A 17,861-nucleotide genomic window follows, 5' to 3' on the forward strand; every position below is an offset into this window, starting at 1 on the left:
GTCGTAGCCCCATACATCGTTCAGCAGTTGATCACGGGTGAAGACTTGGCGGGGATGGGCGGCCAAGAGTTGCAGGAGATCAAACTCCTTGGGGGCCAGGGGCAAGTCCTTAGACCCGTATCGGACGGTCCGGGAATGCGGCTCGATGACCAGGGGGCCATGGCTGATGGAAGGGGGCAGCTCCCGAGCCCGGTTGGCCCTCCTCAACAGGGCCTTAGCTCGGGAGACCAGTTCCTTGGGACTGAACGGCTTGGTCACGTAGTCGTCGGCTCCGAGGTCGAAACCCAATAGCCGCTCCGACTCTGAGCCGAGGGCGGTCAGGATGATCAGCGGGACGTCGCCGGCTCGGCGAATCGAGCGGCAAACCGCCCAACCGTCGGTCTGGGGCAACATCAGGTCAAGGACGACGAGGTCGAAAGGGCCCTCGCGGAACCGCTGGAGGGCCTCCGTCCCATTCGAAGCCTCGACCACCGAGTATCCTTCGTTCTCCAGGTATAGCCGGAGGAGACGCCGCATCCGCTCCTCATCGTCGACGACCAGAACGTTGGCCGGGGCCAATCATCCCACCCACCATCTAATGACAGGATTGCCCGCGGGCCGCCGGGGTCGAACGGTCCTTCTCCTCATCCTCCGCCGGGGCCGGGGTGGTCGACTGCTGGTGCTGGTGTCCATGACCGCCCATCATGAAGATGTGCGATAGCGGGCAAAGCAGGATCAGCAGCCAGCCGATGTTGCCGCCGAGCCGACCGGTGAGGGCGGCGAAGAGCCCGATGGCTCCCACCGCGCAGAGACCGAGCACCAACCATTGTTTATTCTTCACGCCGAGGGTTCCCTCCTACACGGCTTCTCAACCTGGCGCGGCTTCTCAACCTGGGTCACCGAGGCTGCCAGACAGGGGCGCCGATCAGCGGCGCCCCCGCGTCTGCTAGTGGCAAGCCGAATTACCGTCGCCCGGCGCGCCGCCGCCCATCATCGAGCCCATCGTCCCACCCTGCATCTGGCCGTCATTCATCAAGCCCTGCATCTGCTCACGGTGGTCCGGCGCGGCCATCATCTGTCGCATGGCCTCGGTCCTCGCTTCCGGGGTGGTTGCCCCGGCCGCGTCTTGACACGCCCGCCGCAGTTGCTCGGCCGCCGGCGGCGGAGCCGCTTTGGACGAGCCGAGCGAGGCCGCCAGGGCCGGCAGCGGTTGGGCCGCCGAGGCCGCCAGGGCCAGGGCAAGCACCACGGCGCCGGTCAGGAGCCAGTGGCGAAGCTTCATCGTTTCACCTCCCGGGGGCCCGACCGTCTCGCGAGGCACGGCCGCCCTTGCTGTCCACAGCATATAACCCGGCCGTGTTCAAAGTTGGAAGAGTCTTTGACGAAACTGTGAAGAACCGGGCGACCGCGTCTTCACAATTCCCTCACCGTTTGTTCTCTTTTTCATGAGTTTTCCAGAGCACACTTGAGGCATCCGAGACGGTTTGAGGTGAATGTTCTTGTCCGACCGCCGCCTTCAGGCCTTCCTTGTTTCCCTCGCTGCCCTGCTCTTCGAGCTGACCACGGTCAGGCTCATCTCGTACTCCCTGAACGCCTACTACGCCTATGCCAGCCTGGCGATGGCGGCCATGGGCGGCGCCGTGGGGGCCGCCCTGGTTACCCGCCGAACTGACGGCGTTCGTCGGGACTCGCTCCGGATCGCTGTCGGTGTTCTCTTCCCGCTGGCTTTGGCGGGCCTGCTCCTGCCTTGGCCGGGCCCGGCCCGACCGCTGATGATCACGATTGCGGCCGGACTTCCCTATCTGGCCGTCGGCGGATGGATGAGCGACCTCTTCCGGCGCCATGGGCAGGAGGCCAACCAGCTTTACTTCTATGACCTGGCCGGCGCCGCCTCCGGGGTGGCCGCCGGTTACCTGGCCATGGAGGTTATCGGGCCGCTGCGACTGGCCATCTTCGTGGCCCTGATCGTCCTTGGGTGGGGGGTGGCCGGCCGGGTGAAGCGCGTCGGGATAACCGTGGCCGCGGCCCTGGTCGGGGTGGCTGTCCTGGGATCCGGCGCAGCCTGGTATCCCAGGTTGAACCGGGGCCTCCTGCCGGCCGCCGATAAGCCCATGAGTCAACTGATGGCGGTCACCGGCTCCCCGGTCTGGAGTCGGTGGTCCCCGTTCGGACGGGTTGACGTCGTCCCTTCGGTGGAGCCGCGGAAGTTAGTGATTTACACCGACGGCACGGCCGCCACGGACCTCGTCAGGTACCAGGGCGACCTGTCCACTGTCAGTTTCCTCGGCCGGGAGTCGGGTTCGCTGCCCTTCATCCTCAAGCCCGGCGGCAAGACTCTGATTATCGGGCCGGGTGGTGGGAAGGACATCCTCATGGCCCTGCTGACGGGCTCCCAAGAGATCACCGCGGTCGAGGTCAACCCGACGGTGGTCCAGGCCGTCCGGGAGGTCGAGGGCCCTAAGGGCGACCCATACGCCGACCCCAGGGTCAAGGCGGTCATTGGGGACGGCCGCTCCTTCGTCCGGGGTACCGGGGAGTCTTACGACTTGATCTACCTGTCGGTGGTCATGACCGAGACCTCCGAACGGGCCGGTTGGGGTCTCTCCGAGAGCTACATTTATACGGCGGAAGCGGTCGGCGACTACCTGGCCAAGCTGCTGCCCGGGGGGGAGTTGGCCTTTGTCCTCCATGGCTCGAGCGACATCTACCGGGCCATCCCCATGGTCATCCAGGCCTTCGCGGAGCAAGGGCTGACCGCCACGGAGGCGGCCGCGAGAATGGCCGTCTTCACCCAGGAGAACGGCGCCGGACACGCTCATGCCCGTCCCATCCTGCTGGTCACGGCAGACCCGATCACCGGCGACCAGGCCTCCTGGATCAAGGCGGCGGCAGACGCGGGCGGGGCCACGGCCCTCTATTTGCCGGGCGTGGCTGAAGGTGGGGTTTTGGGGGTCTTCGCCGAGGGCCTCCTGACCCTCGACCAGTACCTTGCAGTGATGGCCAAGAACGGGTTTGACGACCGCCCGCCCACGGATGACCGCCCCTTCTTCTACGCTTCCGCCGACAGCGCCGGACGAGTCGTCCTGTGGATCCTCACTGCCCTGGCCGTGATCGGGTGGGTGATCATCGCCTCCATCGGCGCGGGAGGCAGTGGTGACGATCAGCGGAGAGACGTGGGCCTCATCTGGGCCGCCGCCTCCGGGGCCGGATACATGGCCGTCGAAGTGGCCCTGATGCAGACGGTCCGCCGGCTCGTCCCGGAGCCCACTCTCAGCATCGCCACCGTCCTGGTCGGCCTCTTGCTGGCCAGCGCCACAGGCTCCTATCTCTCGGGCCGGATGAGGTGGCGCCCCGAGGCCGTCGCCGGCGGCGCGGCCGCCCTCACCGCCCTGTTCCTCCTGACCTTGCCGAAGATCGCCCCCTTCGGTCTGACCTGGCTCGGGGGGGCCCCCCTCCTGGTGCGGTTGCTGACGGCGATGGTCACCATCGCCCTGCCCGGGCTGGCCATGGGGGTACCCTTCCCGACCTGCCTCAAACGCAGCCGCTTTCCGGCCGCACTCTGGGCGGTCAACGGCGTATTCTCGGTCGTCGGTTCGGTGGCCGCCCTGTATCTCAGCTTGCGGTGGGGCCTGACGGTGACCTTCTGGACGGGCGCCGCCGTCTACCTGGGATTGGCAGTCGGCCTCTTTTATCAAGTAGGCTTGACAAAGAGGGGAAGCCGGAGTATCCTGGTGACTGAGGGTACCACTGGGGGGTAGGGGGTAGGCGGGGGAGGCCGAAGGGGCGCCGGCAAAGGCGCCGACCGGCCGCCACCCAGTGGTACCCCATAAAACAACCGGCATCTCAAGCGGCCTTCGAGCCCGGCCATGGCGCCGGCGCCGGATGCCGCCCGGGTGCCTTGGGAGTGACCAGTTTTGGCGATCAGACAGGTGAATCTCCGAGTCGAGGGGATGACTTGTGCTTCCTGCGTCAGCAAGATCGAAACCGCCCTGAAGAACCTGCCTGGGGTCCAGTCCGCTCAAGCCAACCTGGCCGGGGGGGCGGTAGGTGCCCGCTATGACGACGCCGGCGTCGGAGTCGGGGAGTTGGCGGGGGCCGTGAACGACCTGGGCTACCAGGTGGCCGTGGAGTCGATCAATCTCCACGTCACCGGGATGACCTGCACCGCCTGCGTGGGCAAGGTCGAGAAGGCCGTCGCGGGCCTCCCGGGGGTCACCGCCGTCACGGTCAGCCTGCCGGCGGAGTCGGCCAGGGTGCAATTCTATGCCGGGGCGGTGGAACGGGCCGAGATCAAGAAGGCGATCCGGGACCTCGGCTACGGGGCCAATGAGAAACTGACCGGCCAGGCCCAACTGGACCGGGAGAGGGAGGCCCGAGAGAAGGAGGTGCGCCGCCAGACCCGCAACATGTGGCTCGTCTGGCCGGTGGCCATGCTCATCATGCTCGGGACCTTCCGCGACTACTGGATCTTCCCGAGCTTCGTCCCGGCCCTGCTGGGGAACAAGCTCGTCCTCGGCCTGCTGACCACGCCGCTCGTCTTCGGTCCCGGCTGGCAGTTCTTCCGCAACAGCTATAACGGCCTGAGGCACGGGGTCACCGACATGAACCTGCTCTACGCGACGGGGATCGGTGCCGCCTACCTCATTGGGGTGATCAACACCGCCTGGCCGACCGCCGGTTTCGGCGGGCCCAACGCCACCTTCTTTGAATCCGCGGCCCTCCTCACAGCGTTCATCATCCTTGGCCGGTGGCTGGAAGCGCTCACCCGTGGCCGGACTTCCGAGGCCATCCGCCGCCTCATGTCCCTGCAGCCCAGGGTGGCCCGGGTCGTCCGGGGCGGCGAGGAACTGGAGATCCCGGCCGATGAGGTCGAAGTCGGAGACCTGATCCAGGTCCGGCCGGGTGAGGGGGTCCCGGTCGACGGCGAAGTCACGGACGGCTATTCCGCGGTCGACGAATCGATGATCACCGGCGAGAGCATCCCCGCGGAGAAGCGGGCCGGTGACCGGGTCATCGGTGGGACGGTGAACAAGACCGGAGCCTTCCGCTTCCGGGCCACCCGGGTCGGCAAGGACACCGCCCTGGCCCAGATCATCAAGCTCGTCGAGGACGCTCAGGCCTCGAAGGCCCCCATCCAGAAAGTGGCGGATTTTGTCGCCGGCCATTTCATCCTGGGCGTTCACGTCCTCGCCCTGGCGGTCTTCGGGTTCTGGTTCTTCTTCGGCTTCGAACGTTTCTTTGACCCGTCCAGCCGGTTCATCCTGTCACCTTACGCCCTCGGGGAGATCGGGGTCTTCGGCTTCGCCCTCCTCGAGAGCATCACCGTGCTCGTCATCTCCTGCCCGTGCGCGGTCGGTCTGGCCACCCCCAGCGCGATGATGGCCGGCACGGGAAAGGCCGCCGAGTACGGCATCCTCTTCAAGGGCGCCGAGGCGATCGAGACGACCAGCAAGTTGACGACCATCGTCTTCGACAAGACCGGCACCCTGACCAAGGGCGAGCCGTCGCTCACCGACGTGGTGGCGATGGATGGTTTCACCGAGGATACCGTGATCACCATGGCCGCGGCCGCCGAACGCCATTCGGAGCACCCGCTCGGAGAGGCCATCGTCCGGGGGGCGGCGGGGAGGGGCCTGACCCCCGTCGAGCCCGAGGAGTTCGAAGCGATCCCCGGCCACGGGATCAAGGCCCGGGTGATCGGCCGATCGGTCCTCCTCGGCAACCGCAAGCTCCTCGGCGAAGCCGGGATCGACCTCGGGTCGGCTATCGAGCGGGCGGAGGCTTTGGAAGCCCGGGGCAAGACCGTCATGTTCCTGGCCCTCGACGGCCGCCTCGCCGGGCTCGTCGCCGTGGCCGACACCCTGAAGGAAACCACCGTCCAGGCCGTCCGGAGACTCCAGGCGATGGGCATCGAAACGGCCATGATCACTGGGGACAACCGCCGCACCGCCCAGGCCATCGCCCGCGAGGTCGGCATCGACAACGTCCTGGCCGAGGTCCTTCCGGAGAACAAGGCGGCCGAAGTCCGCAAGCTCCAAGCCAGTGGCAAGAGGGTGGCCATGGTCGGCGACGGGATCAACGACGCCCCGGCCCTCGCCCAGGCCAACGTGGGCATCGCCATCGGCAGCGGGACCGACGTGGCCAAGGAGACCGGTCAGGTCATCCTAATCAAGAGCGACATCGAGGACGTCGTGTCGGCGATCGAGGTGGCCCGGGCCACCATGGGCAAGGTCTACCAGAACCTCTTCTGGGCCTTCATCTACAACTCGGTCGGCATCCCGGTCGCCGCCGGGCTGCTGTATCCCTTCACGCGCATGGTCGTCAGCCCCGAACTGGCCGCCTTCTTCATGGCCACCAGTTCCTTCTCGGTGACGATGAACACCTTGTTGCTCAAGAACTTTCGCCCAAGCCTGAGCCGAAGACCGCGGCCCAACGACGCGCCGCCCGCCTCGCGGTCGGTGGTCGAGTCCACGGCTCGGGCCAGCCTGTGAAGGGAGGATGTCAACCTTGGGTTGGAAGCGTAAGGCGCCCTTGATCTATGGGGGCATCTCCACCGGTTTGGCGCTCCTCTTCGTCGTCCTCACCAGGGGTCCCCAATACACCGCCGTGGCCCGCTGGGGCGGGGCTTTCTGGGTCCTCCTCCTGAGCCTGATCATCACCATGCCCCTGGTCATCCCGCTGGTCAAGGGGGAGCGGATCGGTGGTGGTCATGGGCACTGACCAACGGGCGGCGGGGGAATCGGTCGCCGACCAGAACCGACCCCCAATGCTGGGGCTGGCCATCTACCTGTGGTTGTGCGCCCTCCCCTTCGCCCTCATCACCTTGGGACCCCGTCTGGGGTTGGCCCGCTCCATCGCCGTGGTCTCCCTCCTCCTGGTCTTGGCGATGGCGGTCTGCCTGAGTCTCTGCCGGATGGGAAAAGGGGGAGGCCGTTCTCAAACCGCTCCATGCGGAAAAGGTCCAGAACTGAAGGTTTGAATCAAAGAAAGGGGAAAGGGACATGGCCAAGGATCCGGTCTGTGGAATGACGGTTGACGAGGGCAAAGCCGCGGCCACCGCGGAGTACCAGGGCCAAACCTACTACTTCTGCAGCGCCGCCTGCAAGGCCGAGTTCGAGAAGGACCCCAAGCGGTACGCCGGTGGAAAGGCCGGTGGTCAGCCCCAGGGGGGACACGGGCACCACGGCCATTGTTGCTAGAACGCGCTTAAACGATGACGGCAGCCGGAATCCTCCGGCTGCCGTCACGCTTTTTGGCGCTGTGGTTGCTGGGCGAAAGATCGACGCCCGGGGGGACCCACCCGACCGAAATCGCTCACGGTCCCTCGAAGTACCTTGCCCTGACCTGCTCCAAGTCGACCTCCGCGAGCCGGTCGACCACCTCCAGCACCCCCAGGACCTCGTTTCCCCTGACCACGGCGTAGGCGCCCGCTTCGGCCGGATCGAGGAAGACGGCGTTCAGGCCGCTCCCGGCCTTGAACGACTTGGCCGTCCGGCCGCTGGCCGTATCGATCAGGGAATACTCGCCCTCAGCCGAGTCGAAGGCGCCGAGGTCGAAAACGACCTTCGTTCGCAGGCCCGCCTGAACCACCACGACCAGGGGCTCGAACTCGAAACCGATCCCTTTGAAGGCGGCCACCTGCGTGGAGCCGTCGATGACGGCCTTCTTGATGATCCTCCCGGTCGGGACCTGGCCCATGTCGGCCCCATAGATGCTGGGCGAACCACCGCCCGTCGAGCAACAGGCGTTGGTGCCGTCGCCGCAACACCCGGCGCCGGCCGGGACGTCGACGTCAGGCTTGGCCACGTCGACCGCCCCGAGGTCGTCGACCACCCGGATCAGGCCCCCGATCATCCCCATCCAGCAACTGAAGGCGATGTCGCCGCCCGTCGGGGTGAACTTCAGGACGTTGGGCCCGGGCTTGAGGTTCATCGCCGTCTTCAGCGAGGGGACGATGATCTGCCTGTTGCACGAGGTCAATTGCCGGCCATCGATGGTCCACTCCACGGGGATGTTCCGCTGGACATAGAGCAGGCTCGGCCGGTAGCCCCGGGCGTCGGCGACCATCGTCAGGGCTTGCACCCCGTCGCGCAGTTCGGCTTGGCCGACCCGGCCGGAGGCCTGGGCGCTCGGTGGCGGCGCGGCGGGCCTCAGCGCGGGCCACCTCACCCCGGCGAGGGTCAGGCCGCGGTTGGCCATCACCAGGCCCAGGGAAAGGACGAGGACTCCGCTCAGGCGGAGGATCTGTCGGGGACGCCCGCCGCGCATGGCCGCGGTGGCCAGCCCGAGGGCGGACATCAGCGGCACCGTGCCCAGGGAGAAAGCCAGCATGGCCAGGGCGCCATGGACCGCGCTCCCGGTGCCGAGGGCGAAGAGTTGCATCGTCTGCAGGGGGCCGCAGGGCATCAGCCCGTTGAGTAGCCCGACCATCAGGGGACCGCGGGCCTCTCGCCGCCCTTGCCCGTCTTCGTGCCCGCGCGACCAGGGCAATTGGATCCGGAGGCGGCGGGCGAAGCCGAAACCGGCCAGGCTCAGGCCCATGGCCACCATGAAGAGGGCGGCGAAGAGCATCAGCCCGGCCTTGACCGGTAGGGAGATGGACAGGACCGAGCCGAGGGCGCCGACCAGGCCGCCCAGAGACGTATAGGAGATGACGCGTCCGAGATTGTATAGGACGACCGGCTTCAAGTCCCGCCGTCCCGGCTCGGCGCCGGCCGACAGACTCTGGCTCAGCATCAATCCGCCGCACATCCCGACGCAGTGGATCGAGGTCAACAGGCCGGTGACGAAGAGGACCGTCAAGGTCGCGCCGTTCTGAAGCCTGGCGGCCAGGTCGAGTCCGCCGGACCAGCGTCCGAGGAGGAAGATCAGGACCCCGGCGGCGAGGATGGTCAGGAGCGGGCTCAGGCCGCCGCCCCTGGTCTCGTACCCGGCCTCCCTGATGGCCGCCCCGATCCGCTCGAGATCGCACCGGCCGTCGTCGTAATCGACCACGGCCCTACCCTTGACGAAGTCGGCCTCGGCCGACTTCACCCCATCGAGGGCGCGCAGGGCCTTCTCGACCTTCCGCCCGCACGATTCACAGACCATGCCCTGAACCATGACGATCTGCTTCCTCGTCGCCACACGCATCCCCCCCGCCGCCTCGCGCCGCCCCGACCGAGGCAAGCGGAAGGCCGCTTTGGGCGGCCTTTTGTTCGCGGCTGTCGGGGAAATGGGGAAGACCATTCTCCGAGTTGTCCCGACTTCCTTCAGATGAGGAAGCAAAATTGTCTTTCAAAAAGATGCCAAGTCCGCATGGCCGCGAGACCGCCGGATGATCACGCCCCTCCCAGGCAGGCCTGGCGGACCATGGGGTCGGTTGACAACTGCCGACCCGTCCCGGAGAGTAGGACGCGGCCCGTCTCCAGGACGTAGGCCCGGTCGGCGATGTCCAGCGCCAGACGCGCGTTCTGCTCGACGAGGAGGATGCCCGTCCCATCGTCGCGGATGCGGCGAATCGTCTCGAACATTGCCGCGACCAGCCGTGGAGCCAGGCCCATCGACGGTTCGTCCATCAAGAGAAGTCGCGGTGAAGCCATCATCGCCCGGGCGATGGCCAGCATCTGTTGCTCGCCGCCACTGAGGGTCCCGGCCACCTGGCGGCGGCGGTCCCGCAAGGCGGGGAAGACGGTGCAGACGCGCTCCAGGTCCCGGCGGATCTCGGTCCGGTCGGGCCGCGAGAAGGCGCCCATCTCCAGGTTCTCGAGCACCGTCATCCTGGGGAAGACCTGCCGGTTGTCGGGGGAGGCGGCGATTCCCCGGCGAACGATGGTCTGCGGGGGCAGACCCGAGACGTCCGCCCCGTCCAGGGAGACCCGGCCGGAGCGCGGGTGCAGCAACCCGCAGACCGTCCTCAGGAGGGTGGTCTTCCCGGCCCCATTGGCCCCGACGACCACCACCAGCTCACCGCGGCCGACTTCCAGACTCACCCCCTTCAGGGCGTGGACGCGGCCATAGTAGACGTGGATGTCCTTGACCTCAAGCACTGGCCACGCCCCCCTTCTCGCCGAGATAGGCGGCCAGCACGGCGGGGTCCGTCCGGACCTCCTCGGGCCGGCCGTCGGCGATCTTCCGGCCGTAATCGAGGACGACGACCCGGTCGGAGACGGCCATCACCGCCCGCAGGTCGTGCTCGACCATGACCACGGTGATCTCTTGCCGCCGGACCGACCTGATGAGCCCCAGGAGATCCTCGACTTCGGCGTAGTTCATCCCGGCGGCCGGTTCGTCGAGCAGGAGGAGTCGGGGCCGCGTGGCCAGGGCCCTGGCGATCTCCACCCGGCGCTGAGCGCCGTAGGGAAGGTCGCCGGCCTGGACATCGGCCCGGCCCGGCAGGCCGACCGTGTCGAGCAGTCCCGCCGTCGTCGCGAGAACCGATCGCCGTTCGGCCCGGGCCGTCCGGCTGTCGACCAGGGCCGACCAGAGCCCGGCCCGCGTCCGGCAGTGCTGGGCGATATTGACGTTGTCGGCCACCGTCAGGTGGCTGAAGAGGCGGATGTTCTGGAACGTACGGGCGATGCCGCTCCGCGTCACCCGGTGGGCGGGTTGGTTGGTGATGTCCGCGCCGTCGAAGCGGACCTCCCCGGAATCCAGGCGGCCCAGCCCCGAGACGGCGTTGAACAGAGTGGTCTTGCCGGCCCCGTTCGGGCCGATGACCGAGACGATCTCCCCGGCCTCGACGGTCAGGCTGACCGATTCCAGGGCCTTGATCCCCCCGAAGGCGACGGTCGCCCCGCTTACGATGAGCAGACTCATGACCCCCGCCCCCCTTGGTTGAGATGGGCCGCGCCGCCCGCCCGCGGGCGCCGGCCGGCCAGCTTCTCCAGCAGTCCCCCCTGGGCCAGGCGCCGCTCGGGGATGAGCCCGTTTGGCCGATAGATCATCAGCAGGATGAGGGCGGCTCCATAGAAGAAGAGCCGGTAGTCGGCCAGGGGCCGGAAGACCTCCGGCAGGACGACCAGCACCGCCGTCCCGATGATCGAGCCAGGGATGCTGGTCCCGCCGAGGAGGGCCATGCTGACGATGAGGAAGGACTCGCCGCTTCCGAAGGACGACGGGTTGATGAAGCTGATGTAGTGGGCGTATAGGCTGCCGGCCAGACCGGCGATGAACCCCGAGACGGTGAAGGCCAGGACCTTGAGGTAGCCGGTGTCAACGCCCATGGCCTTGGCCGCCAATTCATCCTCGCGGATGGCCACCAGGGCATCGCCCAGCCGCGAGTTCACCAGTCGGTGGACGGCCAGGGCGACCAGGGCCAGGATGGCCAGGGTCAGGTAGTAATAGGAGGTCACGGAGGCGAAGGTGAAACCGAGGACCCCGGCCGGCGGGATGTTGGTCAGACCCATCGGCCCGCGCGTGACGGAACTCCAGTTGAGCAGGACCAGCCGGACGATCTCCCCGAAGCCGAGGGTAATCATGCCGAGGTAGAAGCCCGAGGATCTCAGCGTGGGCAGGCCGACGATCAAGCCGCCCAGGGCGGCGACGACCCCGGCCGCCGGGAGACCGAGGAGGAACGGGTAGCCGTTCAGGGTCAGGAGGGCCGAAGCATAGGCCCCCAGGGCGTAGAAAGCGGCCTGTCCCAGGGCCAACTGGCCGGCGTATCCAGAGACCAGGTTGAGGCTGAGGGTGAGGATGGTGTAGATGGCGATGAGGACGCCCAGGTGAACCAGGTACCGACTGGCCACCAGAGGAAAGGCGAGGGCCAGGAGGACGGACAGCGGGACCCAGGGGAACCGCGCGAGCCGCGTCATCGTCACGCCCCCTATACCTTCTGCCGCTCCGGCCGTCCCAGGATGCCCTGGGGCCGGATCAGCAGGATGACGATGAGGATGATGAAGGCAATGGCGTCGCGGTAGGCCGACAGCCAGGTCGCGCCGATGTCCTCGGCCACCCCGAGGACCAGGCCGCCGAGGACGGCTCCGGGGATCGAGCCGATCCCACCGAAGACGGCGGCGACGAACCCCTTCATCCCGGCCATGAACCCGGTACCCAGGTCGGCCACGTTGTAGTAGGCTCCCATCAGCACGCCGGCCACCGCCGCCAGGGCCGAGCCCAGGGCGAAGGTCGCCGTGTTCACCAGGTCTACGTCCACCCCGAACATGGCCGCCGCGGCCGGGTTCTGGACCGTCGCCCGGATGGCCTTTCCGAAGCGGGTCCGCCGGATGAGCAGTTGAAGCGCGGCCATCAGCCCCAGGGACACGGCCAGGATGACGACCTCCATGCGGGAGATCTGAACCGGTCCGAGGGCCAATGGCCCGCCCGCCAAGGCCGGTGGAAAGGGCCGGGTCTTCGGACCGAAGATGACCAAGGCGGCGATATCGATCATCATCCCGGCGCCGATGGTGCTGATGAACTGGGCCCCGGCCGGGGCCCGCCGGACGCGGAGGGGGTAGATGGCGGCCTTCTCGATGAGCACCCCGAGGAGCCCGCTGGCCGCGGCGGCGGCCCCCAGGCCGACCCAGAAGCCCGCCTGCCGCATGGCCACGAGGCCGATGAAGGTCCCCATCACCAGAACCGACCCGTGGGCGAAGTTGATCACTTCGAGGATGCTGAAGATCAGCGAGAAACCGAGGGCGATCAAAGCATAGACGCTGCCGATGACGAGGCCGTTGACCGTTTGCTCCAGGAGCAGTGACATTCCAGGCACCCCCCGCGGCCGGGTCTCCCCCGGCCGCTCGATGCTCCACCGCGCCGGGCAGGGCGGAGACCCTGCTCGGCGGGTGAGCCCCTACTCGGTGACGATCACGAACTTACCGTTCTTGATCTCGACGAAGATGTTCCGCTTGACGATGCCCTTCCCGGCCTTCCAGGAGATCGGCCCCTCGGCCCCGGAGAACTGGATGTTGGTCAGGGCGTCGGCCACCTTGGAGCGGTCCAGGTTGACCTGCTTGAGGACCTGGAGGAGCATGGCCGCCGCGTCATAGCTGGTGGCGTGGTAGGGGGCGGGTTCCTTACCGGGGTAGGCGGCCCGGAACTTCTTGATGAAGTCCTGGACCGTCGGGCGCGGGTCGTCGGGATGGAACTCGGTGTTGAAGAAGATTCCCTCGGCCGCGGGCCCGGCGAGCTTCAGGAACTCGGGCTCCATGAAGGTCCCGGTGCTGATGATCGGCGTTTTTAGGCCGGCCGCCCGGGCCTGCTGGGCCACCAGGGCGCCCTCGACGTAGTAGGACAGAACCACCAGGGCGTCGGGATTCGCCGCCTTGACCTTGGTCAGCTGAGTCTTGAAGTCCTTGTCGCCGTCAAGGAAGGTCTCCTCGCTGACGACGGCCGCCCCAAGCGACTTGGCCTTGGCGGCGAAGTACTCGTGATTGGCCTTGCCGAAGTCATTGTTTACGTAGATGACGGCGAATTTCTTGAAGCCACGCTTGGTCACGGCGAAGTCGGCCAGCTGCGGCGAGTAGATGTCGATGCCGGTCCACATCCGGAACATGTACTTGCTGATCTCGGGCAGCTTCGGATGGGAGGCGCTCGGGGTGATCTGCACGATTTGAGCCTTCTCGTAGATGGGAATCGAGGCGAACGAGGCCGAGCTGCTGTAGCTCCCCAGGACGCCATAGAGATCCTTATCGAGCGAGAGCTTCTGGGCGATGCTGGCCGCCTCTTTCGGGTCGTTCCGGTCGTCCTCGGTGACCAATTCAACCTTGCGGCCGTTCAGTCCGCCCTTGGCGTTGACCTCGTCGACGGCTAACCGGGCGCCGTCGATGAACTGCTGGCCGACCACGGCCATGCTCCCGGTGAGTGGGCCGACCACGGCCAGGCGGACCACCTTGGCGCCGCGTCCGGCGCAGCCGGTGGTGAGGACCAGGGCCACGGTTAACAGGGTGACGATTACCAGCCAGCGACGATGGGCGAGCCTCTTCAACAATCCAATCCTCTCCTCTCAGATTCGCTTCAGGACGGTCTCATCGAGCCCGAACCGGTCCGGCGGAGCCGGGGTCTGGGCCGGGAAACCAACGTCGACATAGGTGACGACCTTGATCACTTCCGGGAGCTCGAAACGCTTGGTCAGGCGATCGACCATCTTCTCCGAGAAGGTCAACCAGACGCCGCCGAGCCCCAGGGCGTGGGCGGTGAGGACCATGTTCTGGGCCGCCGCCCCGCAATCCAGGAGCCGATTGCGGACCGGCATCAGCTCGTTGGCCCGATACACCCGCTCATCTTGAAGGACGACGAGGTGGACCGGCCCGCCGGGAATGTCGCTCCCCTTGAACAACCCGGGCCCGTTCCTCTCCCGGACGACCAGGAACCTGATGGATTGGAGGTTACACGAGTGGGCCGCCCACAGGCCGCTCTCCAGGACGCGATCGATCATCCAGTCGGGGACGTCCTCCGTCGTCCAGTGCCGGACCGACCGTCGTTCCCGGACCACCCGGTGGACGAGGTCGGCCTCGGCCGAGGTCAGCCGATTCGGGGCGTAGGCCGACAGGTCGACCTGCCCGCCCGCGGCCAGGGCGTCGGCGAAGGCGATCAATCGCCGGCCCCAAAGGTAGTCCGGGGCATCGGTCGGCAGGCCTCGCTCGACCCACAGGCGGCTGAGTTTCTTGGCCGTCTCGGCCTGGTTCGGCGGCAGGCGCCTGCCCGCCTGGACCGCCGCGTAGGTCTGGATCTCCAGGGTGTGGTGGGTCCGTTCACGGAAGCGGGCCCGGAATTCCACCGGGTCCATGGTCAGGTAGTCCTTTCTTGCCAGGGCGCTCATGTCGGTCTCCCCCTCCGGTCCCCACCTTGCGGTGGGTGGTGATGGTCTGGCTGGGAAAAATAAAAGCCCCCGTCCCAAATGGGACAGGGGCGGGGTTCCGCGGTTCCACCCTGTATGGACGACTCTTGCGTCCGGCTTTGCGGGCACGCGGCTCGGCGCATCCGTGAACGGACGCGTGGCGGCCTGAATGCCCCGGCCGGATAACGGCGGCCTCCGCCATTCCCTACCCCCGGGCGAGCGGGTTCGGGCCTGGGACTCACGGGTGCATTGTCACTCCCGACCGCCGAGACCCTTTCCACCGACCGGGTCCTCTCTTACGGCGATACCAACGGAGCGAACTCTCCCGCTCATCGTCACTGGTGCCTGTGGGGTTGCTCACCAAACCTCGGACTCAGAACCATACCCATGTAGGGTACGGACCTTGGCACTCATCATAGAACAGCCCCCACGTCTTGTCAAGGGCCGGCGGCGGGAAATTTCGGGCCCGGCGGATGGCGGTCGGGCCGGCAGGATTTGACCTCCCCCCGCCCGAAGGAATACTCTATGGAATGAGGCCGGCCGCGCGCCGGCGGGGCCCAAAGGGAGGAGAGCGTTCATGAGCGACAAGGCCCCCGACGTACTCGTGACCGAAGAAGAGGCGACCAGAGAGGTCCGGGTGATGGCCAGAAGACTGGCCCTCTTCTACCACCACATGGCCGAGACGCTCACCGACCGCCTGGGCAAGGATCGGGCCAAGACCCTCTTGAAGGAAGCGGTCTGCCGCTACGGAACGGACTGCGGGGAGTCGGTCCGCAAGGGCGTCGAACAGCTGGGTCTGCCCCTGACGGCCGAGAACTTCAAGAAGGTCCCGGACCTCCCCAAGTTCGGCTGGGAGTCAGACCAGGTCATCTACGGCGGAGTCCCCCGGCCGCGGGTGACCTACTGCCCACTGGCCGCCGTCTGGCACGAGCGTGGCTCTCAGGAGATGGGCCGCCTCTACTGCTTCGTCGACCAGGCCAAGTATCAAAGCTATAACGGGCTGTCCTGCGTCCACCTGAAGAACACCCTCGACGGCGACGGATACTGCCTGTTCTCGATCAGTGAGAGTGAGCCGGTCTGACCCGGTCCTGTTTCGCCCCGTCGCCCTCCCGCGAGCGGCCGATGATTGGCCGCTCACTTCGTTTTCCCGGCGCTTGTCGGCCGGCGCCCGGGTCCCCGGCAGCCGTCCCTCGGCTCCACGGCTCAACGGAAATAATCCCAAGGTTTTGCAAGGAACCACTTGACAAAAGCGGGAACCCCCGGTTAAGATTGAACTGAGAACGATTCTCAATGACCGGAGGGGGGCTACCTGATGACTCTCGACAAGGTTCGCCGGGGCATGTGGGCGACCGTCTCCAGGCTTCCCGAAGGGGCGACGAAGGCCCAGATGACTCGCTTCGGGCTGGGTGAAGGCGAGGTAATCCAGTGTTCCGAGGTCCTGTCCCGGGGGCCGGTGGTCGTCCGCAAGGGCACCCTTGAAGTGGCCGTTGGCCGGCGCCTGGCCGAGCAGATCGAGGTCACGCCAGGCGACGACACGCGGCCAGGAGGGGGCGAGGGGCGATGACCCACGGTGGCGCCGGCACCTGCCACGGCGGCGCGAGGACGGTGAGCCTCGACCCAAGGGTCAACCGCCGTAAGATCGTCTTGGCCGGCAATCCGAACACCGGCAAGTCCGTCTTCTTCAACGCCCTGACCGGCCTTTACGTCGACGTCTCGAACTACCCGGGGACGACGGTCGACGTCTCGACCGGACGGCTCGGCGACGCCCTGGTCATCGACACCCCGGGGGTTTATGGCGTATCTTCGTTCAACGATGAGGAACGGGTGGCCCGCGATGTCATCATCGGAGCCGACACCGTGGTCAACGTGGTCGACGCAAGCCATCTCGACCGAGACTTGTTCCTTACCCTTCAGCTCATCGACATGGGGAAGGAGGTCGTGGTCGCCCTCAACCTCGTGGACGAGGCTGAGCGTTTCGGCTTCCACCTCGACCATGAACGGCTCAGCGCCCTCCTGGGCGTCCCGGTGATTCCCACCGTCGCCGTGACCGGCCGGGGCCTGGCCGAACTGAAGGATGCCCTACCGAGAGCGCGCTCAGGTCACCCTCATCCGGCCATCGCCGCCGAACTCGACCACTTGGCCGAGGCCGGCCGGTCGAGGTCCGAGGCCCTCCTGGTGCTCGAGGACGACCAGATCATCGCCGACCGGCACGGTCTGGCCCCTGGAGACCGCCGGGACGCGTTCTACGCCCTCCGCCGTGAGCGGGTCAGGGACATCGTCAGTCGGGTCCGCCGCGAGAGCCTGCGCCGGCCGGGCCTCGCCGCCACCCTTGGCCGTCTGACCCTTCGGCCGGCCACCGGCCTGGCCTTCCTGGCCCTCGTCCTGCTGGCCCTGTACTACTTGGTTGGGGTCCTGACGGCCCAAGTCCTGGTCAACCTGACTGAGAAGACGATCATGAAGGGCTACTATGAGCCCTTCGTGAGGGGCCTGGTGGCTCACGTGGTCCCGCCCTCATCGGCTCTGGGCGTCATCCTGGTCGGGGAGTACGGCGTCCTGACCATGACCGCAACCTACCTCCTGGGGCTCCTGCTCCCCCTCGTGCTGGTCTTCTACCTGGCCATGTCGATCATGGAGGACTCCGGCTACCTGCCTCGGGTGGCCGCCCTGGCCGACCGGACCCTCGTCCGCATCGGCCTGAACGGCCGGGCCATCATCCCCCTGATCCTCGGCTTTGGGTGCGTGACCATGGCCACCATCACCACCCGGCTCCTCGGCTCGTCGAGGGAGCGGACCATCGCCGTGGCCCTGCTGGGGCTGACCATCCCGTGCTCGGCCCAGATCGTGGTGATCGCCGGGCTGATGGCCGGCACCGGCCCGCTCTTCTTCCTGGTCTACCTGGCGGTCATCACCCTCATTTTCGGGCTTGTCGGCCGCTTCCTTGACCGGGTGTTGCCCGGGCGCTCGACCGATCTCCTCATCGACCTGCCACCGCTGCGCCTGCCTCGGGCCGGCAATGTCTGGACGAAGAGCCTGAACAAGACAGTGATGTTCCTCCGGGAGGCCGGGCCCCTCTTCCTCTACGGCGCTCTGTTCATCGGCCTCCTCCAGGTGACCGACGTCCTCCCCC

General features: G+C 67.1%; 18 protein-coding genes. 8 read left to right on the plus strand and 10 right to left on the minus strand.

Features of this window, described 5'->3' with window-relative positions; translation table 11 throughout:
* From VGL40_06325 to VGL40_06335, 3 genes are all read right to left on the minus strand, one after another.
* Positions 1–558 (minus strand): response regulator transcription factor (locus VGL40_06325; protein ID HEY3314879.1); only part of this gene is annotated, 558 nt, incomplete at its 3' end.
* Between the two features lie 16 nt (positions 559–574).
* Entirely contained in the window at positions 575–820 is a 246-nt protein-coding gene (locus tag VGL40_06330; GenBank protein HEY3314880.1) for a DUF2933 domain-containing protein, read from the minus strand.
* Between the two features lie 105 nt (positions 821–925).
* A complete protein-coding gene (locus VGL40_06335) occupies positions 926–1,261 on the minus strand; it encodes a hypothetical protein (GenBank protein HEY3314881.1) in 336 nt (111 codons plus the stop codon).
* A gap of 217 nt (positions 1,262–1,478) precedes the next feature.
* Between VGL40_06335 and VGL40_06340 the strand changes: the two genes are divergently transcribed.
* The 5 genes from VGL40_06340 (at position 1,479) to VGL40_06360 (ending at position 7,178) form a co-directional block, all read left to right on the plus strand.
* A complete protein-coding gene (locus VGL40_06340) occupies positions 1,479–3,737 on the plus strand; it encodes a hypothetical protein (GenBank protein ID HEY3314882.1) in 2,259 nt (752 codons plus the stop codon).
* Positions 3,738–3,893: 156 nt separating this feature from the next.
* Complete coding sequence (locus VGL40_06345) at positions 3,894–6,470, plus strand: heavy metal translocating P-type ATPase (protein ID HEY3314883.1); 2,577 nt, start codon at positions 3,894–3,896, stop codon at positions 6,468–6,470.
* A gap of 16 nt (positions 6,471–6,486) precedes the next feature.
* On the plus strand, positions 6,487–6,699 hold the full coding sequence (locus VGL40_06350) for a hypothetical protein (protein ID HEY3314884.1): 213 nt from the start codon (positions 6,487–6,489) through the stop codon (positions 6,697–6,699).
* Positions 6,683–6,958: a hypothetical protein gene (locus VGL40_06355; GenBank protein HEY3314885.1), complete on the plus strand. Its 276-nt coding sequence runs from the start codon at positions 6,683–6,685 to the stop codon at positions 6,956–6,958. Before VGL40_06350 ends, VGL40_06355 begins: the two co-directional genes overlap by 17 nt.
* A 22-nt stretch (positions 6,959–6,980) precedes the next feature.
* The gene (locus VGL40_06360; protein ID HEY3314886.1) at positions 6,981–7,178 is read left to right on the plus strand and encodes a YHS domain-containing protein; all 198 of its coding nucleotides are present in this window, start codon (positions 6,981–6,983) and stop codon (positions 7,176–7,178) included.
* A gap of 115 nt (positions 7,179–7,293) precedes the next feature.
* Here the strand turns inward: VGL40_06360 and VGL40_06365 are convergent, their stop codons facing one another.
* From VGL40_06365 to VGL40_06395, 7 genes are all read right to left on the minus strand, one after another.
* Positions 7,294–9,105: a sulfite exporter TauE/SafE family protein gene (locus VGL40_06365; GenBank protein ID HEY3314887.1), complete on the minus strand. Its 1,812-nt coding sequence runs from the start codon at positions 9,103–9,105 to the stop codon at positions 7,294–7,296.
* A gap of 194 nt (positions 9,106–9,299) precedes the next feature.
* On the minus strand, positions 9,300–10,007 hold the full coding sequence (locus VGL40_06370) for an ABC transporter ATP-binding protein (GenBank protein ID HEY3314888.1): 708 nt from the start codon (positions 10,005–10,007) through the stop codon (positions 9,300–9,302).
* On the minus strand, positions 10,000–10,776 hold the full coding sequence (locus VGL40_06375; GenBank protein ID HEY3314889.1) for an ABC transporter ATP-binding protein: 777 nt from the start codon (positions 10,774–10,776) through the stop codon (positions 10,000–10,002). The genes VGL40_06370 and VGL40_06375 overlap by 8 nt, the downstream gene beginning before the upstream one ends.
* On the minus strand, positions 10,773–11,771 hold the full coding sequence (locus tag VGL40_06380) for a branched-chain amino acid ABC transporter permease (protein HEY3314890.1): 999 nt from the start codon (positions 11,769–11,771) through the stop codon (positions 10,773–10,775). Before VGL40_06380 ends, VGL40_06375 begins: the two co-directional genes overlap by 4 nt.
* Before the next feature lie 11 nt (positions 11,772–11,782).
* Positions 11,783–12,658 (minus strand): branched-chain amino acid ABC transporter permease, encoded by an 876-nt coding sequence (locus VGL40_06385; protein ID HEY3314891.1) that lies wholly within the window; start codon positions 12,656–12,658, stop codon positions 11,783–11,785.
* A gap of 90 nt (positions 12,659–12,748) precedes the next feature.
* On the minus strand, positions 12,749–13,885 hold the full coding sequence (locus tag VGL40_06390; protein ID HEY3314892.1) for an ABC transporter substrate-binding protein: 1,137 nt from the start codon (positions 13,883–13,885) through the stop codon (positions 12,749–12,751).
* A gap of 15 nt (positions 13,886–13,900) precedes the next feature.
* Positions 13,901–14,716 carry a nitroreductase family protein gene (locus VGL40_06395; protein HEY3314893.1) on the minus strand — a complete coding sequence of 272 codons (816 nt, stop codon included), beginning with the start codon at positions 14,714–14,716 and terminating at the stop codon, positions 13,901–13,903.
* Positions 14,717–15,311: 595 nt separating this feature from the next.
* On the opposite strand from VGL40_06395, the gene VGL40_06400 reads away from it, so the two are divergent.
* The 3 genes from VGL40_06400 to feoB form a co-directional block, all read left to right on the plus strand.
* Positions 15,312–15,815 carry an L-2-amino-thiazoline-4-carboxylic acid hydrolase gene (locus VGL40_06400; protein ID HEY3314894.1) on the plus strand — a complete coding sequence of 168 codons (504 nt, stop codon included), beginning with the start codon at positions 15,312–15,314 and terminating at the stop codon, positions 15,813–15,815.
* A gap of 231 nt (positions 15,816–16,046) precedes the next feature.
* Positions 16,047–16,298, plus strand: a complete 252-nt coding sequence (locus VGL40_06405; protein HEY3314895.1) for a ferrous iron transport protein A — start codon at positions 16,047–16,049, stop codon at positions 16,296–16,298.
* A partial coding sequence (gene feoB / locus VGL40_06410; protein HEY3314896.1) for a ferrous iron transport protein B occupies positions 16,295–17,861 on the plus strand: 1,567 nt, incomplete at its 3' end. The genes VGL40_06405 and feoB, both read left to right, overlap by 4 nt.

It is taken from the genome of Bacillota bacterium (genome assembly GCA_036504675.1).
Taxonomy (GTDB): Bacteria; Bacillota; Sulfobacillia; order JAJYWN01; family JAJZPE01; genus DASXUT01.

Bases quoted from the DNA above. Each gene is read 5' to 3' on its own strand.
- VGL40_06375 (HEY3314889.1), bottom strand. From the start codon at position 10,776: ATGAGTCTGCTCATCGTAAGCGGGGCGACCGTCGCCTTCGGGGGGATC.
- VGL40_06405 (HEY3314895.1), top strand. From the start codon at position 16,047: ATGACTCTCGACAAGGTTCGCCGGGGCATGTGGGCGACCGTCTCCAGG.
- VGL40_06385 (HEY3314891.1), bottom strand. From the start codon at position 12,658: ATGTCACTGCTCCTGGAGCAAACGGTCAACGGCCTCGTCATCGGCAGC.
- VGL40_06335 (HEY3314881.1), bottom strand. From the start codon at position 1,261: ATGAAGCTTCGCCACTGGCTCCTGACCGGCGCCGTGGTGCTTGCCCTG.
- VGL40_06400 (HEY3314894.1), top strand. From the start codon at position 15,312: ATGAGCGACAAGGCCCCCGACGTACTCGTGACCGAAGAAGAGGCGACC.
- VGL40_06380 (HEY3314890.1), bottom strand. From the start codon at position 11,771: ATGACGCGGCTCGCGCGGTTCCCCTGGGTCCCGCTGTCCGTCCTCCTG.
- VGL40_06395 (HEY3314893.1), bottom strand. From the start codon at position 14,716: ATGAGCGCCCTGGCAAGAAAGGACTACCTGACCATGGACCCGGTGGAA.
- VGL40_06360 (HEY3314886.1), top strand. From the start codon at position 6,981: ATGGCCAAGGATCCGGTCTGTGGAATGACGGTTGACGAGGGCAAAGCC.